Origin of the sequence: Mycolicibacterium llatzerense (assembly GCF_000878195.1) — a bacterium.
Lineage (GTDB): Bacteria > Actinomycetota > Actinomycetes > Mycobacteriales > Mycobacteriaceae > Mycobacterium > Mycobacterium llatzerense.
In genome coordinates this window covers 48,282-71,350 of the sequence record NZ_JXST01000035.1, presented here as the reverse complement: position 1 = coordinate 71,350, position 23,069 = coordinate 48,282, and the positions used below count along the sequence as shown (strand labels likewise).

The 23,069-nt window shown below is 66.0% G+C and carries 19 protein-coding genes; 8 read left to right on the top strand and 11 right to left on the bottom strand.

All coding sequences use genetic code 11. The features are described from left to right. The 3 genes from TL10_RS22020 to TL10_RS22010 form a co-directional block, all read right to left on the bottom strand. Window positions 1-366: superoxide dismutase family protein (locus TL10_RS22020; protein WP_043987334.1), on the bottom strand; the 366-nt coding region annotated here is incomplete at its 3' end. Between the two features lie 10 nt (window positions 367-376). Further along, window positions 377-844 (bottom strand): LytR C-terminal domain-containing protein, encoded by a 468-nt coding sequence (locus tag TL10_RS22015; RefSeq protein WP_043401170.1) that lies wholly within the window; start codon window positions 842-844, stop codon window positions 377-379. 41 nt (window positions 845-885) lie between these two features. Continuing rightward, window positions 886-1,194, bottom strand: a complete 309-nt coding sequence (locus TL10_RS22010; RefSeq protein ID WP_029105136.1) for a nucleoid-associated protein NapA — start codon at window positions 1,192-1,194, stop codon at window positions 886-888. Window positions 1,195-1,415: 221 nt separating this feature from the next. Here TL10_RS22010 and TL10_RS22005 point away from each other — a divergent pair, with 221 nt between their 5' ends. Together TL10_RS22005 and TL10_RS22000 are read left to right on the top strand one after the other, a co-directional pair. After that, window positions 1,416-2,009 (top strand): peptide deformylase, encoded by a 594-nt coding sequence (locus tag TL10_RS22005; protein ID WP_043987332.1) that lies wholly within the window; start codon window positions 1,416-1,418, stop codon window positions 2,007-2,009. After that, window positions 2,009-2,878, top strand: a complete 870-nt coding sequence (locus TL10_RS22000; RefSeq protein ID WP_043987331.1) for an N-acetylglutamate synthase, CG3035 family — start codon at window positions 2,009-2,011, stop codon at window positions 2,876-2,878. Before TL10_RS22005 ends, TL10_RS22000 begins: the two co-directional genes overlap by 1 nt. Before the next feature lie 68 nt (window positions 2,879-2,946). On the opposite strand, the gene gjpA (TL10_RS29760) is transcribed toward TL10_RS22000, so the two are convergent. Both gjpA (TL10_RS29760) and gjpA (TL10_RS21990) read right to left on the bottom strand, forming a co-directional pair. Beyond that, window positions 2,947-4,521, bottom strand: coding sequence for an outer membrane porin GjpA (gene gjpA / locus TL10_RS29760; RefSeq protein ID WP_052506501.1), 1,575 nt, complete (start codon window positions 4,519-4,521; stop codon window positions 2,947-2,949). 130 nt (window positions 4,522-4,651) lie between these two features. After that, on the bottom strand, window positions 4,652-6,190 hold the full coding sequence (gene gjpA / locus TL10_RS21990) for an outer membrane porin GjpA (protein ID WP_043987329.1): 1,539 nt from the start codon (window positions 6,188-6,190) through the stop codon (window positions 4,652-4,654). A gap of 651 nt (window positions 6,191-6,841) precedes the next feature. Here gjpA (TL10_RS21990) and TL10_RS21985 point away from each other — a divergent pair. From TL10_RS21985 to TL10_RS21965, 5 genes are read left to right on the top strand one after another with little or no spacing between them, the layout of a single operon-like run. Next, window positions 6,842-8,314, top strand: coding sequence for a DUF3375 domain-containing protein (locus tag TL10_RS21985; RefSeq protein WP_192830282.1), 1,473 nt, complete (start codon window positions 6,842-6,844; stop codon window positions 8,312-8,314). 18 nt (window positions 8,315-8,332) lie between these two features. Next, window positions 8,333-9,001: a DUF4194 domain-containing protein gene (locus tag TL10_RS21980; protein ID WP_043401156.1), complete on the top strand. Its 669-nt coding sequence runs from the start codon at window positions 8,333-8,335 to the stop codon at window positions 8,999-9,001. After that, window positions 8,994-12,335 carry an ATP-binding protein gene (locus TL10_RS21975; RefSeq protein WP_043987328.1) on the top strand — a complete coding sequence of 1,114 codons (3,342 nt, stop codon included), beginning with the start codon at window positions 8,994-8,996 and terminating at the stop codon, window positions 12,333-12,335. The genes TL10_RS21980 and TL10_RS21975 overlap by 8 nt, the downstream gene beginning before the upstream one ends. A gap of 10 nt (window positions 12,336-12,345) precedes the next feature. Further along, the gene (locus TL10_RS21970; protein ID WP_043401150.1) at window positions 12,346-13,131 is read left to right on the top strand and encodes an exodeoxyribonuclease III; all 786 of its coding nucleotides are present in this window, start codon (window positions 12,346-12,348) and stop codon (window positions 13,129-13,131) included. Further along, window positions 13,132-14,139, top strand: a complete 1,008-nt coding sequence (locus TL10_RS21965) for an alpha/beta hydrolase (protein WP_043401147.1) — start codon at window positions 13,132-13,134, stop codon at window positions 14,137-14,139. Here TL10_RS21965 and TL10_RS21960 read toward each other — a convergent pair. Continuing rightward, window positions 14,136-14,696, bottom strand: coding sequence for a TetR/AcrR family transcriptional regulator (locus TL10_RS21960; protein ID WP_043402029.1), 561 nt, complete (start codon window positions 14,694-14,696; stop codon window positions 14,136-14,138). The two genes, TL10_RS21965 and TL10_RS21960, sit on opposite strands and share 4 nt — an antisense overlap. Before the next feature lie 113 nt (window positions 14,697-14,809). Between TL10_RS21960 and TL10_RS21955 the strand changes: the two genes are divergently transcribed. Continuing rightward, a complete protein-coding gene (locus TL10_RS21955; RefSeq protein WP_052506500.1) occupies window positions 14,810-17,896 on the top strand; it encodes an MMPL family transporter in 3,087 nt (1,028 codons plus the stop codon). An 809-nt stretch (window positions 17,897-18,705) separates the two neighbouring features. On the opposite strand, the gene TL10_RS21950 is transcribed toward TL10_RS21955, so the two are convergent. The 5 genes from TL10_RS21950 to TL10_RS21930 form a co-directional block, all read right to left on the bottom strand. Beyond that, a complete protein-coding gene (locus tag TL10_RS21950) occupies window positions 18,706-19,326 on the bottom strand; it encodes a hypothetical protein (RefSeq protein WP_043401140.1) in 621 nt (206 codons plus the stop codon). 160 nt (window positions 19,327-19,486) lie between these two features. Then, on the bottom strand, window positions 19,487-19,873 hold the full coding sequence (locus TL10_RS21945) for a hypothetical protein (RefSeq protein WP_131630788.1): 387 nt from the start codon (window positions 19,871-19,873) through the stop codon (window positions 19,487-19,489). A gap of 3 nt (window positions 19,874-19,876) precedes the next feature. Next, a complete protein-coding gene (locus tag TL10_RS21940; protein WP_043401137.1) occupies window positions 19,877-20,647 on the bottom strand; it encodes a MerR family transcriptional regulator in 771 nt (256 codons plus the stop codon). Window positions 20,648-20,656: 9 nt separating this feature from the next. Beyond that, window positions 20,657-22,141, bottom strand: coding sequence for a flavin-containing monooxygenase (locus TL10_RS21935; protein WP_043987326.1), 1,485 nt, complete (start codon window positions 22,139-22,141; stop codon window positions 20,657-20,659). 2 nt (window positions 22,142-22,143) lie between these two features. Beyond that, the gene (locus TL10_RS21930) at window positions 22,144-23,064 is read right to left on the bottom strand and encodes a reductase (RefSeq protein WP_043987325.1); all 921 of its coding nucleotides are present in this window, start codon (window positions 23,062-23,064) and stop codon (window positions 22,144-22,146) included. Between the last annotated feature and the right edge of the window lie 5 nt (window positions 23,065-23,069).

Genomic DNA, 23,069 nt, shown 5'->3' with positions numbered 1-23,069 from the left:
CTCGCACTTACCGGTCGAGTGGATGTGCAGACCGTGGAAGCCGGGTGCCAGCACGCCGCCCTCGGTCGTCTTGACCGTCAGGGTGGCGAAGCCACCGTTGAACAGGAACTCAGCGGTCGCGACCGTCGCACCGTCGGGGGTCTTCAGCTCGGCGACCAGCTTCTCGCCGATCGGCGCCGCCTGCGGGGCAGCCTTTTCGCCGGCCTTCTCGCCATGGCCCTGCGGGGCGTGCTCGACACCGGTCCAGACCGCCGGCGTGGTGCCGGGCACGGAGCTGGGAACCTGTCCCGGAGGGGCACACGCAGCCACCACGGGCGCGATGACCGCAGCGGCGGCAAGGAAGCGAATCGGAGCTGAGATCGGCATGCCCGAGAGCCTAACCGGTCACCAAAACGATCACGCCCGGTCCCTTGTCATTGAGCGCCGGGATACGCGGTTCGACCGGCGCCTCGAGGATTTTGCCGACCGCCTCGGCGGCTTCCTTCTCCCCGGCCGCGTCACCGAAATACACGGTCGTGGCGGCCGGCGGGGCGTCCACGCTCAGGTTATCGGTCTCCGTCACGTTCCACTGCGCCTCGTGCAGCTTGTTGGCGACGGTCTGCGCCGCGCCGGCAACCTCGGAGATGTTGAAGACCTTCACGTCGGCTTTGGCCGGCGCGGGCGTCGTCGACGTCGTGGTCGCACTGGCGGACGCGGCGCTGCTGGAGCTGCTCGACGAGCTCGACTCGGAGCTGCTGTCCGAACTCAGTGACTGGAACGCCACGAGCAGGAACACGACACCGAGGAACAGCAGCACCATGACCATGGCGCGCAGGGGTAGTCCGGAAGACTCTCGCTGATTCATTGCTCCCCACCTTATCGAGGCGGACCCTCAGGGCAGAAAAGCTAGGTGATTTCGAAACCGAGCCGACGCGCAGCCTTGGCCTTCTGCCGGCTGGCCCGCTGCCGGCGCAGTCGCTTGACCAGCATCGGGTCCGCGGCCAGCGCCTCAGGTCGATCGACCAGTGCGTTGAGCACCTGGTAATACCGGGTCGCCGACATCGAGAACAACTCCTTGATGGCGTCCTCTTTGGAACCCGCGAACTTCCACCACTGACGTTCGAAACCAAGAATGTCGTGTTCGCGACGGGTCAACCCGTCGGCGAGCTCAGAGTCGTCCCCGGATCGCTCAGTACGCGCCATAGCGCCGTCCATTTCGCCCCTGGACCCTTTCTCTGATCTCGGTATATGCCAGCCTGTTTCGTACGTCACAACGGATCTGGGACACACCAGGTGGTTCGGCGAACATTCAACCACGGCGGACGGTATTGAGCCGTGATCGTTACCCGCGAGTCGGATCACGGTTACATTTGCCGAACTCCTCAACGCGGCTGGCGCCTCACCGCTGGATCATGGTCCGCCTAAGATTGCTCCTCATGGCTGTACGTCCAATCTGCATCGTCGGTGACCCTGTTCTGCACACCGCGACCACTCCGGTGACCGTCGGCGCCGACGGATCCCTTCCCTCCGATGTCGCCGAGCTGATCGACGACATGTACGAAACGATGGACAAGGCCAACGGCGTGGGCCTCGCGGCCAATCAGATCGGTGTCGGGCTGCGGTTGTTCGTCTACGACTGCGCCGACGACCGCGGCCAGACCGAGCGCCGGCGCGGCGTGGTGATCAACCCGGTGCTGGAGACCTCGGAAATCCCCGAGACCATGCCCGACCCCGACTACGACGACGAGGGCTGCCTGTCGGTCCCCGGCGAATCGTTCCCGACCGGCCGCGCCACCTGGGCCAAGGTCACCGGCGTCGACGCCGAGGGCAAACCAGTCGAGCTGGAGGGCACCGGACTGTTTGCTCGCATGCTGCAGCACGAGACCGGGCATCTCGACGGCTTCCTGTACCTCGACTGTCTGATCGGCCGTAACGCGCGCGCCGCCAAGCGGATGGTGAAGTCGAACAAGTGGGGCGTGCCCGGGTTGAGCTGGATGCCGGGCGAGGTCGACGACCCGTTCGGGCACTGATGCCCGCTGGCGGGCGCGTCGGTAGCCGCGTCTCGCTCCGCTACCGGTTGCCCGAGTCGGAGGTTGAGGCCTTCACCGACGTCGTCGGCCACATCGAGGCACTCAGCCCGTTCGTGGTGGTGCGCACCAAATCGGGTGAGCGCGTCGAGATCAGCCCGACTGACGTGATGTCGGTCCGGGAGCTGTCACACGCCCCGGTGCGCAATTCGGAGATTCGCGCGGTCGAGCATGCCGCCGCGCTGGCCTGGCCGGGTACGCGGCAGCAATGGATCGACGGCTGGCTGCTGCGGGCGGGTGGACCAACCAAGCGAACCAACTCGGCTGTGCCGCTGCTCTTTTCGTCGGATCTGACGGCGTTGCCGGCGATCGCGGACTGGTATGCCGCACTCGGGTTGGAGCCGTGGATGGCGCTGCCGGAACGGTTGCTGCCGGTCCGCACCGAGGGCGTGGAGCCGAATCGGGTGCTGACCCTCGCCCTGTCGGGCGGTTCGGATGCCGCGCTGCCGTCGCAACCCGACGATCAGTGGCTGCGGATTCACGGGGCGGACGTGTCTGCCGAGGTACTGAGCGCCGTCGTCGACGGAGAGGTGGCGTTCGCCACGGTGGACGACGTCGCGATCGGGCGTGTCGCGGTGACCACGGCGCCCGGCGGCAGGGTGTGGGCGGGGTTGTCCGACGTCGTCGTGCTCGAGTCGGAGCATCGGCGCGGACTGGGCCGCGCCGTCTGCGCGGGGATGCTCGCCTGGGCTGCGGGCCGCGGTGCGACGCACGCCTACGTTCGGGTCCAAGACGACAACACCGCGGCGATAGCGCTGGCCGAGTCGATGGGTTTCCGGCTGCATCACCGCGCTAGGTACGTATTGCTGTGACGCCGAAACTACGGTTTCTCGCGCGACATCGTCGGCACACGAGAAACCGTAGTCTCGGCAGGTTCTAGCTAGTGCGCGTCGGCACCTGCGTGGGTCGAACCACCTTGGCTTGCAGTGGATTTCGCCGGGGCCGCCTTCTTGACAGGCTTCGGCTTCTCCGACTTCTGCTTGCTCGGCTTGGTCTCGGACTTCGTCTCCGACTTCTTGGTCTCGGACTTCGTCTCTGACTTCGTGTCCGATTTGGTGTCTGACTTGGTCGAGTCCGGCTTCGTCGCCTCCGGCTTCGTCGCCTCCGGCTTCGTCGTCTCGGGCTTGGTTGCCTCCGGCTTCGTCACCTCCGGCTTCGTCGTCTCGGGCTTGGTTGCCTCCGGCTTCGTCACCTCCGGCTTCGTCGTCTCGGGCTTGGTTGCCTCCGGCTTCGTCGTCTCCGACTTCAGGTTGTCGGACTTCGCGGGCGTAGCGGGAGTCTCCGAGCCGGCCTGGGTGGCGGGCTTGACCTGGGTAGCCGGCTTCACCGCGATAGCGGCCTGCGGGATCGAGGTGACCGAGTTGTCGGTCGTCGCCTTGGTCACCGACACCTCGGTGGCGGCGGCCGGATTCACGGCGGGCGCTTTGGGGGCCAACGGGTTTCCGGTGCCGCTCCAGCCGATGGCCTTGGCCAGAATGTGCCCCAGCGACATCAGCGCACCGATCGGTCCGACGCCTTGGCCGGCGATCGGCAGGTCGAGCGGGAAACCCATGACTCCGGTGGTGACGACCTGACCAAGCGAGTTGAGGATCGAACCGCCGATGTTGTTGGCAGCGCCGGTGACGGGGTCCACCCCGGTGACGCCGGGGGTCAGCAGCCCACCGAACTGAATGCTCAGATCGTGCAGGGTCGTCTCATGGGTCAGGAGTCCGGAGCCGTTGATCAGTGGCGCCAGCGCGCCGAGGTTGAGGTTGGCGCCGTTGAGGAAACCGCCGACCACCTTCGCCGGAATGTTGATCACGTGCTGCAGTGCGGCCATCGCGTCACCAGTGGACAGCGCCGCGCCGGCCGCAGTGAGGCTGTTGACCAGCGCCACCACCGGGCTGATCGCCGGACCCGCCAAGCCGATCAGGACGCCGCTGAGCGGAGAGGCAAGAAAGTTGAGGACCTGGGTGATCACCTGCGTCGCCCGCGGGTCATTCTCCGTCGGGAGCAACTTCGGCATGATGTTGAGAGCCATGTAGTGCCAGCCGTCGAGCGATCCGAAGGCCTGACCGGTGTTGTAGTCGGTGTTCAAGAGCGTGGCGGCCTGCACCACGGACTGCACGTTCTTCACCACCTGACCGAGCACTGTCCCGATGCTGCCCGGGTTCTGCAGGACCGTGCGGAGGTGGCTCACCTGGTTGGCCAGAATCTGCTGGAGCAGCACGGCCGGCGCCGCGGCGAATTCCTTGCCGAGTCTTTGCGCACTGGCTCCGGCCGTCTCGAATACGTCCTGCCACGGCTGCAGCGGGTTGTACGCGGCGGTCAGCTGCACCGCGGCCGTGCTGACCGAAGGCAGCGCCGGCAGGTGGGTCGTGGCGGGTGTCGACGCCAGCAGTGGGCTGACCACGATGGCCGCCGTGGTCGCTGCGCAGATACCCGCCTTGGTATGGCGACGGACCGCTGAATCCATGAGAACGACTCCTTCTTTCCGAGTTGATCGGGGTTGATGTGGGCACGACAAAGCGCTCGGTTGACTGACGGAGAGTTCTGGGCGGGAATCGGTGGGTCTCCCCCGAGCAGGGAGACCCACCGACTGCTGACTACTTGCTCGAGGCGTGCGAGCTGGCACCACTATCGGCACCGTGAGACGAACCACCCTCGCTTGCAGTGGATTTCGCCGGAGCCGGCTTCTTGACGGGCTTCGGCTTCTCCGACTTCTGCTTGCCCGCCTTGGTTTCGGACTTCTTGGTCTCGGACTTCGTTTCCGACTTGGCGTCCGACTTCGTATCCGACTTGGTCGATTCCGACTTGGTGTCCGACTTGTGGTCATCGGCCTTCGTCGGCGTCGCCGGTGTTGCGGGCGTCGCCGGGGTCGCCGGCGTGGCAGGCGTCTCCGGGGTCGCGGGAGTCGCAGGCGTGGCCGGAGTTGCGGGGGTCTCGGCCTTGGCCGGGGTTTCGGTCTTGACTGGCGTCTCCGCCTTGACCGGGGTCTCCGGCTTGGCCGAGGCCGGGGCGACGGCCTTCACCGGGGTCACCGCCAACGCGGGCTGCGGGATCGAGGTGATCGAGTTGTCCGTGGCCGCCTTGGTCACCGACACCTGGGTGGCGGCAGCCGGATTCGCGTCGGGCGCCTTGGGGGCCAGCGGATTACCGGTGCCGCTCCAGCCGATGGCCTTGGCCAGCAGGTGGCTGAGGTTCACCAGTGCACCGATCGGCCCGATGCCCTGGCCGGCGATGGTCAGAGGATCGTTCGGCGCAAGCGACGTGAGGGCGGTCAGCCCGAGGGAGTTCAGCATCGAGCCACCGATGCCACTCATGTCCATGCCGGTCACGCCGGCAGTGAACAGGCCGCCGAACTGGATGTTGAGTTTCTGCAGCTCGTTACCGGCGGGCATGGTCTTGGTGATCAGCGGTGCCAGCACATCCAGGTTGAGGTTGGCTCCGTTGAGGAAGCCGTTCACCATTGCCGCCGGGATGTTGATGGCAGCTTGCGCCGCCGCCATCGCGTCACCACTGGCGAGCGAGGTGGCAATCTTGGTGATGCTGTTGACCAGCGCCACCACCGGGCTGATGCCGGGACCCACCAAACCCATCAGCACGCCGCTGAGCGGTGACGCCAGCACGTTGACCACCTGCGTGACGATCGCGGAGGCCTGCGGGTTGCCGGCCGTCGGGAGCATGTTCGGCAGCATCTGCGCCACCAGGCCGTGCCAGACGTCATTCGAATCGGCGATGGTCCAGTCTTCTGGCTTGGTCCCCAGCAGCGTGGCGGCGGTGATCGCCGACTTCACGTTCTGGCCGACGTCCTGGATCACGGCGCCGATGTTGCCGGGGTTCTGCAGGATTGCCCCCACGTGGCTGATCTGGTTCGCCAGGAACTGCTGCAGCAGCACCGCCGGCGCTTCGGAAACCTCTGCGCCGATGCGCTTCGCGTTCTCGGACGCGGTGTTGAACGCGGCAAGCCATGGCTGCAGCGGGTTGTACGCCGCGGTCAGCTGCACTGCCGCGGTACTGACCGAAGGCAGCGCCGGAAGGTGAGCGGCGGCAGGCATCGACGGCAGCAGCGGGCTGACCACAATGGCCGCCGTGGTCGCTGCACAGATACCCGCCTTGGTATGGCGACGGACCGCAACATTCATGAACAAACTCCTCCGGTTGTCTGCTTACTGGCGGGTAATTTACCGACGAGTAACTCAGTTAATCCAGAGTTTTTGACGAAGTCGTAACGAATCAATAGCGACCGCCGTTACTTCACAGCCCACACCATGCAGGTCATGGTCTTAGCCGGTAAACCACCATTAATAGTCCGGCTAACCTTCCAAGCAAATGGCCAGTCGGCAAACCCATTTACGTGGCCGAGCGACCGTTCCGCGAGGCCCCGAGCACATGGACCCACCGCCCCGATATATTCCGATTAGTAATGCTCAGGCGCCATATTTGCGTCGTGACCGGCAACACACCACGTCGCGATCGTGACTCGGATCTCACATGCACCGATCGCGACAGGTGAGGCTCGCCCGGGACGCCCCGTACCCGTCCCGAGCAAATCGGGTACGGGCCGGATCGGCGTCTGGGAGCAGTTGCTGCGCCCGCCCGCGACGACAGCGGTGTGGACACCGGCCGGTGTCCACATACTGAGACCAAATGTGGGACGGAGCATCCCCGGCAATATCAGCAAGCACCTTTCGGGCCTCAGATCCGAGCCACCGCTGACGCCGACCGGCAGTTCGCCAAGTATCTTGGACCGGCGGTGGAACGCACCGAAGAGTCAGGTTGGTCAGGGGTTGCGGGTGCAAGAGAATGCGGCGCTGTCGGCGGCCGAGTTGCTCGAACTCAACCGTGACGTTCAGGGCTCGCGCGCAGTCCGGCTGCTGGCCACCAACAACCTCGGGGTGTACGCCACCCTGATGGAGCGGCATCTCAGTGACGGCACGGTCGCCGAGACCGAGCTGGTGGTCCGGCTGGAACGCGATTTGGCGGCCCTAGGGGAGACCGACGATCAGCTCGGCCAGTCCGGCCTCGCCTTGATCAAGTTGTGGGCCAGCCAGGGCTGGCTGCATCGGGTGGCCGAGAACCGTGCCGGTGCCGAACGCAACGTCTGCTACCTGACCCAGGACGCGCGACGCGCACTCGACTTCGTCCGCGGCATGCGCCGGGGCGACAGCATCGCCACGGGCGGCTCGATCAGTGGCATCGCATCCCGCATGCGCCAGATCGCCACCCGCGCCGGCAATGACCCCGACCGCATCCGGGCCGGCATCGAAGCCGACATCGCCGCGCTGCACCGCGAGCTCGACGAGCTGGAAGCCGGCCTGCGACCCGAGCCCGACGTCACCGACATGTACGACGAGGCCCGCGCCATCGCGCTGCAGATGGAACGGTTGATCACCGACATCGGGCTGTATGGCACCATGATCGAGCAGGCCACGCAGGCGCTGGACGATCCCATCGACACCAACATCGAGTACCGCGACCGGCAACGCCAGATGTACGCCGACTATCAGGCGGCGTGGGATTCGGCGGGCCGCGATTCGCACCGGGCGTTCCTGCGGATGATCAACGACCCCGACCAGCGCGCCGAATTCGAGACCGACATCGCCACCGTCGCCTCTGCCCTCCCGGAACTGGACCCGGCGTTGCGCAAGGTGATGGCCGGGTTCTTCGAGCTGATCGGGCATCAGATCGACGAGGTCGAACGCATCCAGCAGCGCTGCGCGCAGCGGGTCAAGCGGTTCACCGCGGTCGGCACCATGGAGTCCAGCCGCGGCGTCGCCCGGCAGCTCAACGAGGCGATCGGCGCGGCCCGGACGCTGCTGAAGTCGTCACTGACCGACTCCCGGCTGGACATCGAAGTCCCGCTGGCGCGTCACGCCATCAGCTCGATCGGCGCGCTGAGCTTCAAGATCGGCGACCTGTCGGCACCCAGGCAGGCTGAAGCGGCACAAGGCGACGTCGACCTGTCCAGCTTCGCGGCGCTGACCACCCAGGTCGATGCACCGGCGATGTCCGAGATGCTCAATTCCGCGGTCGCCCGCCGACCGGTCTCGCTGGCCGAGGCCGTCGCACTGCTGGATTCGGCGTACCTGGGCCACGTCATCGTGTTGTGGTCGTGGGCCCTCAAGCAACCCTCGGCACCAGGCGACCCGAGTGACAACACAATGTCGGTGCGCTTCCGTTCGCTCGACGGCCGAGACCGCGAGATCGAGGTGCCGTATCTGATGTTCACCGAGCCTGTTGCGGTGGCGGGAGCCCTACATGACTAGCCTTGGCGGAGACCAATAATGACCGACAGCCCAATCGATTTCGCCTCACTTCCCGAGGTCGACGGCGCCAGCCGGGTGGCGCAGCAACGTCGGCCCCGGTTCGACGGCGACGTCAGCGCCATGCCAGACCGGGCCTGCTGGGCACTGCAGCACCTGCTGACCCGCCGCTACATCAGCAGCGAATCCGATCGCGACATCTACAGCTGGATCCTGGAGTACCGCAACGAATTGTCGGTGCGGCTGTCCGAACTCGACCTGCAGCTGCGCATCTCCGAAGGCGTGGACATCGCGTTCATCGAGCAGGCCCGCTACGAGTCCGCCAAGGGCATCAAGGTGTTGCGGCGCGAGCCGCTGGGCACCTACGACTCGATTCTGGCGCTGCACCTGGCGCAGATGATGCGCGCCGGCGGCGACCAGAGCTTCCTGATCAGCCGCGACGAAATGCACGGCATGTTCACCGGGGTGCTCAACGAAACCGACCGCGACGCCGTGACTTTCACCGCCCGGATCGACGCCGCCATCGCGCGTCTCACCGGTCTCGACATCCTGCGCCGCAGCCGCGACGACGAAGACAGCTACACCGTGAGCCCGGTGATCACCGCGGTGATGACGGCCTCGGTGATCACCGAGTTGCAACAGCAGTTCGAACAACTCACGGGCACTGGGGGATCCGATACAGATGTCTGAGCAGTTCCACCTGTCCCGGCTCCAGATCATCAACTGGGGTGTGTTCGACGGCTACCACACCATTCCGTTCAGTGCCGGCGGTTCGCTGGTCGCCGGCGCCTCCGGCAGCGGCAAATCATCACTGCTGGACGCCATCTCACTCGGCTTCCTGCCGTTCAACCGGCGCAACTTCAATGCCTCCGGCGACAACACCGCAGCCGGCTCGAGCGCCGGTCGCCGCACCGTCGACAAGTACGTCCGTGGCGCGTGGGGCCAGCGCAGCGACGCGGGTACCAGTCAGGTCATGTACCTGCGCGGCGACGGCACCACGTGGTCCGCGGTCGCGGTCAGCTACACCAGCAACACCGGCCGCACCATCACCGGCCTGGTGCTCAAATGGCTTACCGGAGAATCACGTTCGGACTCCTCGAGCCGGTTCGTCATCGGCGACGGCGATCTGGACATCGAGGACGTGTGCAACCGGTGGGCCGCGGGCCGGTTCGACACCGGGGTGTTCAAGGAAAACGGCTGGCGGTTCACCACCAAGGTCGAGTCTCAGTACCTCGCGCAGCTGTACGCCTCGATCGGCATCCGGGCCTCGGACGCCGCGCAGCAGCTGCTCGGCAAGGCCAAGTCACTGAAAAGCGTTGGTGGACTGGAGCAGTTCGTCCGCGAGTTCATGCTGGACGAACCGGACAGCCTGGCGCGGCTGCCCGAGGCCCTCAAGCAGATCGATCCCCTCGTCGAGGCCCGTGAACTGCTCGCGGTGGCCCAGCGCAAGCGCAAGATCCTCGGTGACATCGAGGCCATCCAGGTGCGCTACGCCTCCGAGTCGACCGACCTCGGGATCATCGATCTGGTCGACCTGCCGATGGTGCGGGCCTACACCGACCACGTCCGGCTGCGGCACTGTCCCGCCGAGATCGAGACGCTCGACGCGACCATCGACCAGCTGGAGCACGAGAACGCCGACCTGACCCGGCAGCTGAATCTGGCCAAGGCCGAGGGCGATTCGCTCAATGCCCAGATCAACGGGGCATCGGCGAATGTCGCCCCGCTGCAGTCGCAGGTAACCGCGGCCGAGGCGCAGGCCGACGATGTGGCCCGCCGGCGCGCGGGCTACGAGGAGATGGTCGCGGCCCTGGGCGTGGAAGTGCCCGACAGCGCCGACGAATTCTGGAATCTGCGCGAGGAGTTGACCCGGCAGGCCACCGAGATGCTGGGCAAGTTGGAGTGGGGCCGCGATACCTCCACCGACGCCGAGTACGCGCAGAAGTCGGCGCGAATCCTGCGCGACAACGCGGCCAAGGAGCTCAAGCGCGTGGAGCACGTGGGCTCGGCGCTGCCCGAGTCCGCGGTCACGATGCGCGACCAGATCTGCGCGGGTGTGGGCATCGACCCCACCGAACTGCCCTATGTCGCCGAGCTTTTCGATCTGCAGCCCGAGCACACGCGGTGGCGCCTCGCGGTGGAGAAGGTGCTGCGCTCGGTCGGCCTGCGGCTGCTGGTGCCGGATCAGCACTACGCCAAGGTGCTGCGGTTCGTCAACGAGACCAACATGCGCGGACGCCTGGCGCTGCACCACGTCCGGGCCGGCTCCTCCGGTCGCGAGGCAGAACCGAACACGTTGGCGGGCAAGCTGTTCCTGGTCAAGCCGAAGCACGCCTGCGCCGCCGAAGCCGTAGATGTGATCGCCGCGGCCGGTGACCACATCTGCGTGGACACCCCCGACGTGTTCGTGCGGTTCCGCCGCGCCGTCACCGACACGGGTCTGTACAAGGACTCCGACCGGCTGGCCATCAAGGACGACCGGCGCCCGATCAAGCCGTCCGAGTACATCTATCAGGGCGACATCAGCGCCAAGCTGGAGGCGCTGCACACCGAGCTCACCGAGGCCGAGGAGGCCTTCAGCGCCGCCCGCCGTGCCGCGGATGAGATTGCGGCGCAGCGGCAACGCTGGCGCGACCGGGCCGCGGCCTGCAAGGCCGTCTACGAGCAGTTCCCGCAGTGGAGCCAGATCGACACCGACACCGCCGAAGGCCATGCCGACCGGCTCCGCGAACAGTACGACCTGCTGCTGGCCGACCACCCCGACATCGAGGCGCTGTCGGCCCGCGCCGAGGAATGCTGGGTCGACATCCAGACCCTGATGACCCGGCGCGGCGCCATCCAGACCCGGCGCGACGATCTCGACGGCCGTCGTACCAAGCTGATGGACCTGCAGGACCGGCTGTCCCCCGCCGACGTGTCGGAGCACGCGACAGATCTGTTGCGCCGCTACGCCGCTGACGTTCCGGTGCCGCTGGAACTGCTCAACCCTGAGCCGCACCGCGAGGCGTTGTTCGCGGCCATCCGCCGCGAACGCGACCAGCTCACCGAGAGCCGCCGGCGCTCCTACGAGGAACTGTCACGCATCGTCGCAACGTTCGACACCTCGTTCCCGGACGCGATCCCGAACGACTCGGATGACTTCGACGAGCGCATCTACGACTACGTCGCGGTGTGCCGCCACATCGACGAGCGCGAGCTACCCGACGCCTACGACCGCATGATGCGGCTGATCACCGAACAGGCGCCCGACGCGATCCTGACGCTGCACCGCGTCGCCGAGCAGGAGACCCGGCGGATCAGCGAGCAGATCGACCGGGTCAACACCGGTTTGGGCGCAGTGGAATTCAACCGCGGCACCCGACTCACGCTGCGCGCCAACCCGCGCAGCATGGTCGCGGTCTCCGAGCTGACCGACATCGTCAAGGCCATCTCGCGGCGCATCGCCGAGGTGGGGCTGGGCGACAAGAAGGCCATCCTCGACCAGTACGCCGACATCCTGCGCTTGCGAAACCGATTGGCCGGCAACAACCCCGAGGACCGGGCCTGGACCCGCGACGCACTCGACGTGCGTAACCGCTTCACGTTCGACTGTGCCGAGTGGGATGTCGCCAACGACGAACTGATCCGCACGCACAGCAACGCCGGCGACAACTCCGGCGGCGAGCAGGAGAAGCTGATGGCCTTCTGCCTGGCCGGGGCGCTCAGCTTCAACCTGGCCAACCCCGAAAGCGGCGACAACAAACCGGTTTTCGCGCAGCTGATGCTCGACGAGGCGTTCTCCAAATCCGACCCGCAGTTCGCCTCGCAGGCCCTGCAGGCGTTCCGCAAGTTCGGCTTCCAGCTGGTGATCGTCGCAACGGTGCAGAACGCCACCACCATTCAGCCGTACATCGACGGTGTGGTGATGGTGTCCAAGTCCGAGGCCACCGGTCGCAATGCCCGGCCCGTTGCCAACGTCGCCACCAAGACCATCACCGATTTCACCGCCCTGCGTCGGGAACTGAAAGTTCCCGAACCCGTCTGATCGGAGCGTCATGCGTATCGCCACCTGGAACGTCAACTCCATCCGTACCCGGGTCGACCGGGTCACGGACTGGCTGTCCCGCGCGGACGTCGACGTGCTGGCCATGCAGGAAACCAAGTGCAAGGACGACCAGTTCCCGACCATGCCGTTCGCGGCACTGGGATACGAAGTGGCGCATGTCGGGCTCAGCCAGTGGAACGGTGTGGCGATCGCGTCCCGCGTGGGCCTCGATGACGTGCAGATCGGTTTCACCGGCCAACCTCAGTGGCAGGACGCCGACGAGGCTCGCGCCATCGGCGCCACCTGCGGCGGGGTCCGGGTGTGGAGCCTGTATGTGCCCAACGGCCGGACGCTGGACGACCCGCACCTGCCGTACAAGCTGAAATGGCTTTCCGCCCTGCGGGATACCGCGACCGGCTGGCTGGCGGACGACCCGTCGATGCCGCTGGCCCTGATGGGCGACTGGAACATCGCACCGACCGACGAGGACGTCTGGGACATGGCCGAGTTCCAGGATTCGACGCATGTCTCCGAGCCGGAGCGCGCCGCGTTCCGGGCCATGAACGACGCCGGATTCGCGGACGTGGTGCGCCCGTTCACCCCGGGTCCCGGGGTCTACACCTATTGGGACTACACCCAGCTGCGGTTCCCCAAGAAGCAGGGCATGCGCATCGACTTCGTGCTGGGCTCACCGGAATTCGCAGCCCGCGTCACTCACGGCGAGATCGTCCGCGAGGAACGAAAGGGCAAGCAGCCCAGCGATCATGCACCCGTGCTCGTGGAATTGGAGAAGTAGATGGCAGCCCTCCCGATCGTCTATGCCACCGAACCGGCCAGCCTGCGCGCCCGCATCATCCACTTCTTCGCGTCGTTGTTCTTGGCCCGCATCCTGATTCGCGCGCTGACCAGGGCAGGGTACGAGGCCACGTCACGCCGGATCGTGCGGGTGGGGCACAACGTCAACCGGCTCGCCAGTCTGCAGCGGCGTCGACTGCCGCGCGGCGTTCGATTGGTGGCCGAACCCTGGAACGATCTGCCCGCCGAGTGGGTTTCGCCCGCTGACGTCGACGCGCCGATCACGGACGGGGTCATCCTCTATTTCCACGGCGGCGGATTCGTCCTCGGTGATCTGAACACCCACCTGCGTGCCGTCGCCGCCCTCTCGCGCGTCACGCGATTGCCGTTGGTACACATCGAATATCGGCAGTACCCCGAAGTCGATCTGGAGACGACCATCCAGGACTGCCTCGGCGCCTACCGCGAGCTGCTGAGCCGGGGCGTCGATCCAGCCAAGGTCATCATCGCCGGCGACTCGGCCGGCGGATTCCTGGCGTTCGCCACCGCGCAGCAGGCTCCGAAGCACGGGCTCCCGAGTCCCGCAGGGGTGGTAGGCATTTCGCCCCTGCTGGAATTGAACAACACCGCGCGCGCTGCGCATTCGACCGCGTCGACGGACGTCTTCGGGATCGCTGCCGGCTTCCCGGTTATCACCGAGCGCATCTGCCCCACTGGAAATCTCGACCAGTTGGAGCCCATGTCCGGGCCCATGGATGCGATGCCGCCGTCCCTGATCGTCGTCTCCGCAACGGAATCACTGCTATGCGACGCCGAGCGGATGCAGGACAGGCTGCACCAAGCGGGGCGCTCCTGCGAGGTCACGGCCTGGCCCAGTCAGCTCCACGCGTTCCCGGCCATATTTCCCGGGTTGCCCGAGAGCCGTCGGGCGTACGCGCGGATGGCCAGTTTCATCGACGAGTGCCTTTCTGGCACGGCCACCGACGTACCACCCGCGCAGTCCGCCTAACGCAGGAGCTGCTCCACCGACTCGACAAGCGCTTCCTCGACGCGGCGTAGCGGCAGTTCTGACTTGGTCGACTGCGACATCACAATGGCGCCCTCCACCGCCGCCACGGTCAGCGTCGCCTGACGGGCCGCATCGTCGGCTGACAGCCCAGCGGATTCCAGCCCGGCAGCGATCCGGCGCTCCCAGTCGAGGAAGACCTCACCGGCGGCGTCGGCCGCTCCGGGGGCCTCACTGCGGCCGAGCGCGGCCGCGACGATCGGGCAGCCGATCTCGAAGTCGCTACTGGTCAGATTCGCGATCCACATCTCGACGAAGGCCCGTACAGCGCCCACCGGACCCCGCTCACCGATCAGCCGGTCGATGCCGTCGGCAAGCATGTTGCCCGCCGTGACGGTCGCGTCAGCCACGAGTTCGGCCTTGCCGCCAGGGAAATTCAGGTAGAGCGACCGGCGTGCGGTACCGCTGCGTTCGAGCAGCTGACTGAGTCCCGTACCCGAAACGCCCTGGCGCCGAATCAGATCGATGGCTGTGACGACGAGCCGGTCGCGGGCACTCATGTGATGCATCTCCCTGTCCTACGGCATTGTTTGCATACCGTTCGGTCTACTAGCGTCTCCCTCCAATAGTAGACCGAACGGTGTAGTTCCGGTCTCGAATCGAGGGGGTCCCAGTGGGGCACAACAGCAGGTTTTTCGCTGCAACCAGCCGTTTCTGCGCCAAATGGGCGTGGTTGGTCATCGGCTTCTGGATAGCGGTGGCCGGGCTTCTCAACGTGGCCATCCCCCAGCTCGAACAGACCGTCGCAGCCCACTCCGCGCCGTTCATGCCCACGAACATCAAGGCCGCGCAGACGCTGCGCGAGATGTCCGACGCGTTCGGCGTCCCGCGGTCGTCCGCCGTGGGCAGCGTGGTGCTGGTCGACGAGCGCGGCATCAACGCGGCCGACGAGGCCCTGTACCGGGACATCGTCGCCACCCTGCAGCGCGACAAGGCCAACGTCGCCTACGTGCTCGACACCTACGACAACCCGCAGTTGCGCGACATCGCGCTCAGCCCGGACCACAAGGCGATCAACCTGGTGATGGCCGGCACCGGTGACGTCGGGTCCACCAAGGCACACAAGAACACCATCGAGGTCCGCAACCAGCTCCAGGCCCTACCCAAACCGCCCGGGGTCGGGGTGTACCTCACGGGGCCGTCACCGACATTGGCCGATCTGTTCAGCGCCATGGACTTTTCGCTGCTGATCATCACCGCGGTGTCCGTCCTGCTGATCACCCTGGTGCTGCTGATGGTCTATCGGTCGCTGGCTACTGCGATGGTCCCGTTGCTGACCATCGGCATCGCCCTCGGCGTGGCCCGCCCGATCGTGTCGCTGCTGGGCATGGCCGGGGTACTCACCGTCTCGAACTTCACCATCTCCCTGATGACCGCGATGCTGCTCGGTGCCGCCACCGACTACGCCATCTTCATCCTGGCCGGCTATCACGAGGCCCGGCGCAGCCAGGTACCCGTCGCCGATGCGATAGCTCAAGCCGGACAGCGGGTTTCGGGCATCCTGATCGCGTCGATGTTGACCATCGCAGCAGCCGCCACGGCCATGGGGTTCACCGAGCTGGGCATGTTCAAGGCCGCCGGCCCACCGATCGCCATCGCGATCGTCGTCGGCCTGGCTGTGTCGATGTCACTGCCCTACGCCCTGCTGTCGATCCTCGGCGGGCGCGGCCTGGCCGAACCCCGGCCCCTCAACGACCGCCGCTGGCGCCGTATCGGGTCGACCATGATCCGCCGGTCGGGAGTGCTGGTGGCCGCATCGCTGGTGCTGCTGCTCAGTTCCGCAATGGTTCTCACGACTTTCCGGGTGAACTTCGACGAGAACTCCATGCAGCTCGACGACACCGAGAGCGCCATCGGCTACCAGAAGACCTACGCCCATTGGGGTGTCAACGAGGCGGCGCCGGAGTACCTGATCGTCTCGGCCGACCATGACATGCGGAACACCGACGACCTGGCCGCACTCGACCGTGTCGCCGGCCGCATCGCCGGCATGCCCGAGATCGCCTACGTGCGCTCGATGACCCGACCGGCCGGAAAGCAGTTGCCGCAGACCACCATCGGTTACCAGGCCGGCATTGTGGCCGACCGGCTGGGCGATGCCAAGAACCAGGTCAACAAGGCCGTCCCCGACATGCACCGGCTCGACTCCGGTGCGGCTCAGCTGCGCGATGGCGCCGCCTCCGCGGTGACCCAGCTTCCCCAATTGGTCTCGGGCATAAAGCAAGTGACCGGGCTGGCCCATCAGGTACTCGACGGCTACCAGGCCGCCGGCGCGGGGCTGTCGACGCTGACCGACGGCACCGTGGATGTCCGCTCGGCATTGGCCGATCTCAGCTCCTCCACCGGATTGCTCGACGCCGCATTGCAGGCCATCGACGGCAACGCACAGGTCGCTGACGCCGGCCGGCTGGTGAGTTCGGCACTCGGCGCCGCGCTGGATCCGCAACCCGGACCGGACTGCCTGATGAACCCGGTGTGCAGCCGCGCGCGGGCGGACATCGCCGACCTCGACGCCATCTCCAACGGCGCGGTCAGCCGCGCGCTGGTGCAGACCCAGCGCCTCAGTGCAATCCCCCAGGTCACCGTCGAGAAGGTGCGCGCCGCCGAACCGGCCATCCGAGATGCCTTGGCCACCTTGCAGAAAATGGTCTCGAACCTGCCGGGTGGTTCGCCGGCGCAGGCGCGCGTCCAGCTGGCAGAGCTGGTCCGTGGCGCCGATCAGCTCAGCGCCGGGATGACCCGCCTCGCGGTCGGGCTCGATCAGGTCAAGGGCGGCGTGGACCGGGTGGTCGACATGTCCGGCCGGCTCACCGACGGACTCGGCCAGGCGACGGACTATCTGACAACCCTGAGCACGCACACCACCGACGGCCCCGCGAGCGGCTTCTACCTGCCGCCGCAAGGCTTTTCCGACCCGAAGTTCCGGGCCGCCCAGGACCTGCTGTTCTCCCCCGACGGCAAGACAGCGCGCATGCTGGTGATCTGGAAGATCAATCCGTACAGCGCCCAGGCGCTGGACGCGTCGCGTGCACTGGCTCCGGCCGCGGTTCAGGCCGCCTCTGAAACCTCTTTGCAGAAGGCACATTTCGCCAGCACGGGTCTGGCGACACTCTCGGCCGACATGCGCGACCAGGTGTGGCACGACTTCGCCATGTACGGCATCGTGGCGATCCTGGGAGTGTTGCTGGTCTTGATCGCGCTGTTGCGCAGCATCCTCGCGCCGGTGTTCATGGTTGCCGTGGTGACGCTGTCGTTCGCGGCTGCCGCCGGATTCAGTGTGCTGGTGTGGCAGCACCTCATCGGGGTCGACGTGGACTGGTCGGTGTTCCCGGTGTCCTTCATGGCGCTCATCGCCGTCGGCGCGGACTACAGCATGCTGTTCGCCGCCCGCATCCGCGAAGAGTCCGGCGACGGCATGATCCGCGGCATCATGCGCAGCTTCGGCAGCACCGGCAGCGTCATCACCACCGCCGGAATCGTGTTCGCGCTCACCATGTTCGCGTTGATGAGCGGCCGGGTGATCAACCTGCTGCAGATCGGGTTCACCATCGGCGTCGGCCTGCTGATCGACATCACCCTGGTGCGCACCGTGCTGGTGCCGGCCGCCATGGCCATGATCGGCAACCGCATCTGGTGGCCGAGCAAGCCGATGGCCGCGACGACACACTCGACGCCCGTTCCCGCGACCGTCGACGCTTAGGTGGTCTAGCCGGAAGCGCCAGTCGTCGACGATTAGGCTCACTAATCGTCGACGGTTGACGATACCTATCCGACAGTCTGTGGCGCCAGCTTCCTTCATGCGCATTCCTTGATGGTCCGGGCGCGATACCGGTTGCGGTCAATGGCTTCTCGGCTGTTGAACGTCGTGTCAGCGGCAGCTAGTCATGTTCGCGACACCCCTACGCCGAGTGTGCAGCTTTCGAGGCTCAACCACGAAATCCGCGTACAAATCCCGCACACTCGACGTAGCACTGGAGTCGGAAACCGTGTTGTCCTCAGCCCTGCCGGTCGTAGCTACGGGCACCCCAAGAATTGGCAGGTCGCGTTGGTGTTCTCGCCCGCAACCAAGCGATAGTGGGGGTGGCCCCCGTACCAGCCGTCTTCCGCGGTCATGCCAACGACCTGGGGTGGGTTTCCGCGGTGTACCAAGTTGTACCGATGGCAGGTCGTCCAGTCCCAGTCAACTTCGGTGAAGCCTCCGGGGACCGGCTGGCCCGGACACCACGTACCCGAGGAGGGCTCTGCTTGGGCGGTGCCGGCGCTCAATCCGAAGGCGGCCAGACTCATCCCGCTGGACAACAGTGCCGCCGCGGCCAGTCGTGCGATTCGTCGCGTCATGGGAACTCAACCTCTCTGCTTGGTCGTCGACACTGTCGTCGATCTGCTGCTGACTTGTGAATGAAGCATGCAGCCCGGCGCTTGGGAGATTCTTGGCTCGCACCCACGGGGCAGCCGAACGCGACCCGGCACAGTTCTGATCCGGTCCTCGGGTCGGTTCGGCGCCTGTGCCTAAACCAGTTCAGGCACCCGCAGATGGGCGAAGGCCACGTCGAACTCGCCCTCGTCGAGCTCGGTCGCGCCGGCTGCGGGCAGTCGCGATTCTTTGATCGTCTGAGCCTGAGCGCGGTTGCGCGCCATGGCTTCCCGGCTGTCGAACGTCGTGCAGGACACGCCACGGCCGGTGGCCCGATCGACCATCAGGCTGACGCTGCAGAAGCCTTCGAGTGCCTCGGTGTCGGGCACGATGTTCGACCTGAAGTAGTCGATCGCGGCGTCAGCGTTCGCCGGATCGGCATGTCCCCAGGTCACCCGCGCGCACGCGCCCTCGGGAATTTGGTGCGCGCGGTGCATGACGGCGATGTCCCACTCGTCGACGGTCGCGGCGCCGCCGAACATCTCGATGGCCCGTGCGCGGATCGGCCGAACCCGCTCAGCGAGGGCTTTCATGGCCTCTTCGGACTCATATGCCGTGGTGGCGATGCACCGCCCGGACGCCCGATCGGTGAGCAGCGACATACCGACGAACCCTTCGAGCTCTTGGAGTTGGGGCATCACTTCATCGCGGAGGTGAGCCACTCCTGCGTCGATTGCCGAGGGCTGTGCGTGAATAGTGGTAGAGCGTGCGTACACGACCCACCCCCTCTATATATCGGGGCAGCGCCCCAGCGGCGCCGCCGGTCCACCGATATACGTTCCTCCGATGTCCGGCGGGTGGCAATAGCCGAGCGGCACGGGTATCGAAATTGACGACCCAGGACGAATTCCGTTCTGCCAGAACAAGAATTGACGACTAGCTACGTTTTCCGCCCGGAATCCGGTCGACGAACCACCCGAGCCGCGCCACCGTGTTGTCCAGCGGTTCGACGACTTCGGCGAGCCGCTGCAGACTCGGCAGCGTGGCGGCGATCGAATTGGCACCGAAGGCGATCTTCTCGGCGGAGGTGTCGATACCGGCCGCGGCCTCGGTCAGGCTGGTGATCTGGCTGGCGATCAGTTCCGCGTGCCGGTCGATGCCCGCAGCGCTCACGCTCAGCTCGGCTATATTCTCCGCGATGAACTGAGCCGACTTACGTAGCTCGGCTACGTCCTCCATCAACGCGAACACCGCTTGGATGAGCGTCCTCGGCCCGCGCCTGGGCTTGCCTGGAGCCTGCTCGTGCTTGTTCGCCCGCGCCATCACTCACGCCTTCCGCTCGGCAGGAGCCTCCTGGTCCTTGGCCTCCTGCTGGTACTGCCGAAGCTCGGCACGCACCGCTTCATCTAACGCGCGGTCAAGGCTAGCGTGTGCGGAACGGCGGGATACCCGCCGCATGGCGTCGATCAGGTCGGCAGCCCAGGCAAGTTCGACGTCATTGCTGGGATACCAGCCCGTCCCCCGTTGCCGGACCACCTCGGTGTGTCCCGCGCGGGTCATGGCGCGGGCCGCGTCGTCGAGCTTCTTGTCGACGGCCGTGGTGGTCTTCAGGATCGCCGCCAACGGCATGCCTCGGGAGATGAGCCGGGCGAAGTCGTCGATCACCCGACGGTCGGGCACCAGGAACGAGTCCTTGTCGTCCGTCGACTCGATGATGCCGCCGGCGACCAGCCGTTTCAGCGTCGCACCGTCCAGCCGGCCGAGCTGCATCTCCAGCTCTTCGCGCGTCATGGTCTGCGTCTGCGGATTCGACCACGGCGAGATCACCAGCTCTTCGAGCTCCGCCAGGTCCAGCACCTCGACCAGTCCCTCGCCGCGCTGCAGGCCGGTGATGAACTTCAGAATGTGCTTGACGGTGAAGCCCTCGCTGAGCAGCCGGACGATCGCCTGCAACTGGCTCAGGTGCCGATCCGTGTAGATCGCGACCCGGCCCCGGCGCTGAGGCCGGGGCAGCAGGCCGCTCTCCTGGTAGACGCGGACGTTCCGGGTTGTCGTCCCCGCTTCGCGTGCGAGGTCGTCGATCCGGTACTCAGCCACCAGCGGATTCTATGCGGTCAGGATCGAGGCACCGCTGGTCTGCTCAGCAGTGATCTTGAAGTCGTGCAGATTGACCGCCTTCAACTGGTTGACGTACTGGGTGGCGAACCCCGGGAACATCGTCGCGTTGAAGCCGTCGTCGGTCAGGTACCAGCTCTGGCAGCCGGAGTTCCACGTCGTGGACTGCAGCCGCTGCTGGATGTCCTCGTTGTAGCGGGCCTGTACCTCGGGCCGCACGTCGAGCGACTTCCAGCCGAACTGCAGCAGCTTGGAGATCGCCTCGACGATGTAGTCGATCTGCGCCTCCATGTACACCAGCGCCGAGCTGTGGCCGGGGCCGGAGTTGGGTCCGAAGGTGAAATACAGGTTGGGATAACCGGATACCGCGACGCTGCGGTAGGCGTACGCGCCCCGGCTCCACTCCGACGCCAGGTCCCGGCCGTCGATACCCGTGATCGGAATTGGAGTGCCGGCCTTCGACACCTCGAAGCCGGTGGCGAACACGATGGCGTCGAACTGGTGCTCGATGCCTTCGACGGTCCGAATTCCCTTGGGCGACAACCGGGCAATGGGCCACGTGATCAACTTGCAGTTATCCGCCTGCAGTGCCGGGTAGTAGTCGCTGGTCATCAGCAGCCGTTTGCAGCCGGCCGAGAAGTCCGGCTTCAATTGCCGGCGAAGCCACGAATCCTTCACCTGCAGGCGTAGATTGGCCAAGCTCGCGGCCTCTACAACCCTGGTGAGCGGGGTGTCCCACACCACGCCGAGAGCGACCGATTCGTGCCCCCAGAACCAGACCGAGCGAGCCACTTTCTCGGCCAGCGGGACGTTCCGGTAGAGCTGCTTCAGCCAGCCACCGGTCGACGCGTTCGGCTTCGGCAGCACCCAGCCGGGCGTGCGCTGGAAGACCTTGACCGAATCGGCAACCTTGACGAGCTCCGGGATGATCTGCACGGCGCTCGCACCGGTACCGACTACCGCGACCTTCTTGCCGGTGAAGTCATAGTCGTGATCCCAACGGGCGCTGTGGATCTTGTGACCTTCGTAGGTCTCGATGCCCGTGATCTTCGGGAAGCTGCAGTTCGCCAACGGACCCGAGGCGACGATGACGGTGCGCGCCTGGACCGGTTCGCGACCCTCGAAGTTGACGGTCCACTCCCCCGCCACCTCGTCATACTCGAGGCCGGTCACGTTGTGGCCGAACCGGATATGCGCTGCGATGCCCGAGGATTCGACCATGCTGTCGATGTACCCGAGGATTTCGTCACTGCCGGAGTAGGTGTGCGACCAGTCCGGGTTCGGCGCGAAGCTGTAGGAGTACAGGCGCGACGGAATGTCGCACGCCGCACCGGGATACGTGTTGTCGCGCCAGGTGCCGCCGACCCGGGTGCCGCGTTCGAAAATCTCGAAATCGGTGATGCCCTGGTCTTTCAGCCGGATGGCGGCGCCGATACCGGCGAACCCGGCACCGATGATGGCTGTGGAAATGGTCATGATCAGGCCACCGGCTCGTAGGTCATCTCGTCCGACCAGGTCGGTGTGTAACGCACCAGCGGCATCGGGATCACGCCCGTCACCTTCACCAGCGAGTCCGCCAGCCAGTGGTACTTCGAGCTGCGGTCGATCACCTTCTTGCTGTGCCACGAGATGAACCGGTACATCGGCACCCGGTGCACGAATTCACTTCGCTCACCGACACTCCGGAAGCGGCGCATCGCCTGGTACAGCCGCTCCTCGTTGACGCCCATGGCCACGATGTTGTCGCGCATCTTGTTGAGCAAGGGGAAGTAGCTCAACGTGCCGATGACCAGCGCCGGGTTCATCCAGCTGCCGACGAAGTCGACCAGGAGCTTGCGCGTACCGGCATGCCCCAGGATGTCCATCACCTCGAAATCGACTGCGAGATGGCGGGATTCGTCGGAGTTGATGCGCTTGAAAACCTCCTGCGCCACCGGATCTCTGACCTCTTCGGTGATGAATTTGATGAGCGCACCGTCCAGCGCCACTTCCAGCATCGGGATGACGGTGCCGAGGATCGACAAGGCCATCCCGTCCGCGAACTTGTCCAGCCACGTGATCACCAGCTGCACATTGACGCTGGGCGGCGGGACCTCGTCGTTGTCGAGCATGCCCCAACGTCGCATCAGCGCGAGCTCGGCGTTGGCGTGCTTCTGCTCCTCGGCGTGGAAGTGCTCGTAGATGCTCTTCAGCGTCGGGGTCGGGGCCTTCTTGGCGAGCGCGGCGAAACCACGGGCGCCGACGTTCTCGATCCACATCAGGTCGGTCATGAACGGCTTGAGCTTGGCCCACAGGTCGGGCTCGATCAGCTCGGCTCCCGGTGCATCCCAGTCGATGTCGGCCAGGGCCCACTGCTTGTCCTTGATCTTCTGCAGCATCTCATCGAGATCCATTGCCATGATCG

Coding starts and splice junctions, on each gene's coding strand:
- TL10_RS21975 (WP_043987328.1), top strand. CDS start 8,994: ATGTCTGAGCAGTTCCACCTGTCCCGGCTCCAGATCATCAACTGGGGT.
- TL10_RS21945 (WP_131630788.1), bottom strand. CDS start 19,873: ATGGCGCGGGCGAACAAGCACGAGCAGGCTCCAGGCAAGCCCAGGCGC.
- TL10_RS22015 (WP_043401170.1), bottom strand. CDS start 844: ATGAATCAGCGAGAGTCTTCCGGACTACCCCTGCGCGCCATGGTCATG.
- gjpA (WP_043987329.1), bottom strand. CDS start 6,190: ATGAATGTTGCGGTCCGTCGCCATACCAAGGCGGGTATCTGTGCAGCG.
- TL10_RS21970 (WP_043401150.1), top strand. CDS start 12,346: ATGCGTATCGCCACCTGGAACGTCAACTCCATCCGTACCCGGGTCGAC.
- TL10_RS21930 (WP_043987325.1), bottom strand. CDS start 23,064: ATGGCAATGGATCTCGATGAGATGCTGCAGAAGATCAAGGACAAGCAG.
- TL10_RS21960 (WP_043402029.1), bottom strand. CDS start 14,696: ATGAGTGCCCGCGACCGGCTCGTCGTCACAGCCATCGATCTGATTCGG.
- TL10_RS22000 (WP_043987331.1), top strand. CDS start 2,009: ATGCCCGCTGGCGGGCGCGTCGGTAGCCGCGTCTCGCTCCGCTACCGG.
- TL10_RS21935 (WP_043987326.1), bottom strand. CDS start 22,141: ATGACCATTTCCACAGCCATCATCGGTGCCGGGTTCGCCGGTATCGGC.
- gjpA (WP_052506501.1), bottom strand. CDS start 4,521: ATGGATTCAGCGGTCCGTCGCCATACCAAGGCGGGTATCTGCGCAGCG.
- TL10_RS21980 (WP_043401156.1), top strand. CDS start 8,333: ATGACCGACAGCCCAATCGATTTCGCCTCACTTCCCGAGGTCGACGGC.
- TL10_RS21965 (WP_043401147.1), top strand. CDS start 13,132: ATGGCAGCCCTCCCGATCGTCTATGCCACCGAACCGGCCAGCCTGCGC.
- TL10_RS22010 (WP_029105136.1), bottom strand. CDS start 1,194: ATGGACGGCGCTATGGCGCGTACTGAGCGATCCGGGGACGACTCTGAG.
- TL10_RS22005 (WP_043987332.1), top strand. CDS start 1,416: ATGGCTGTACGTCCAATCTGCATCGTCGGTGACCCTGTTCTGCACACC.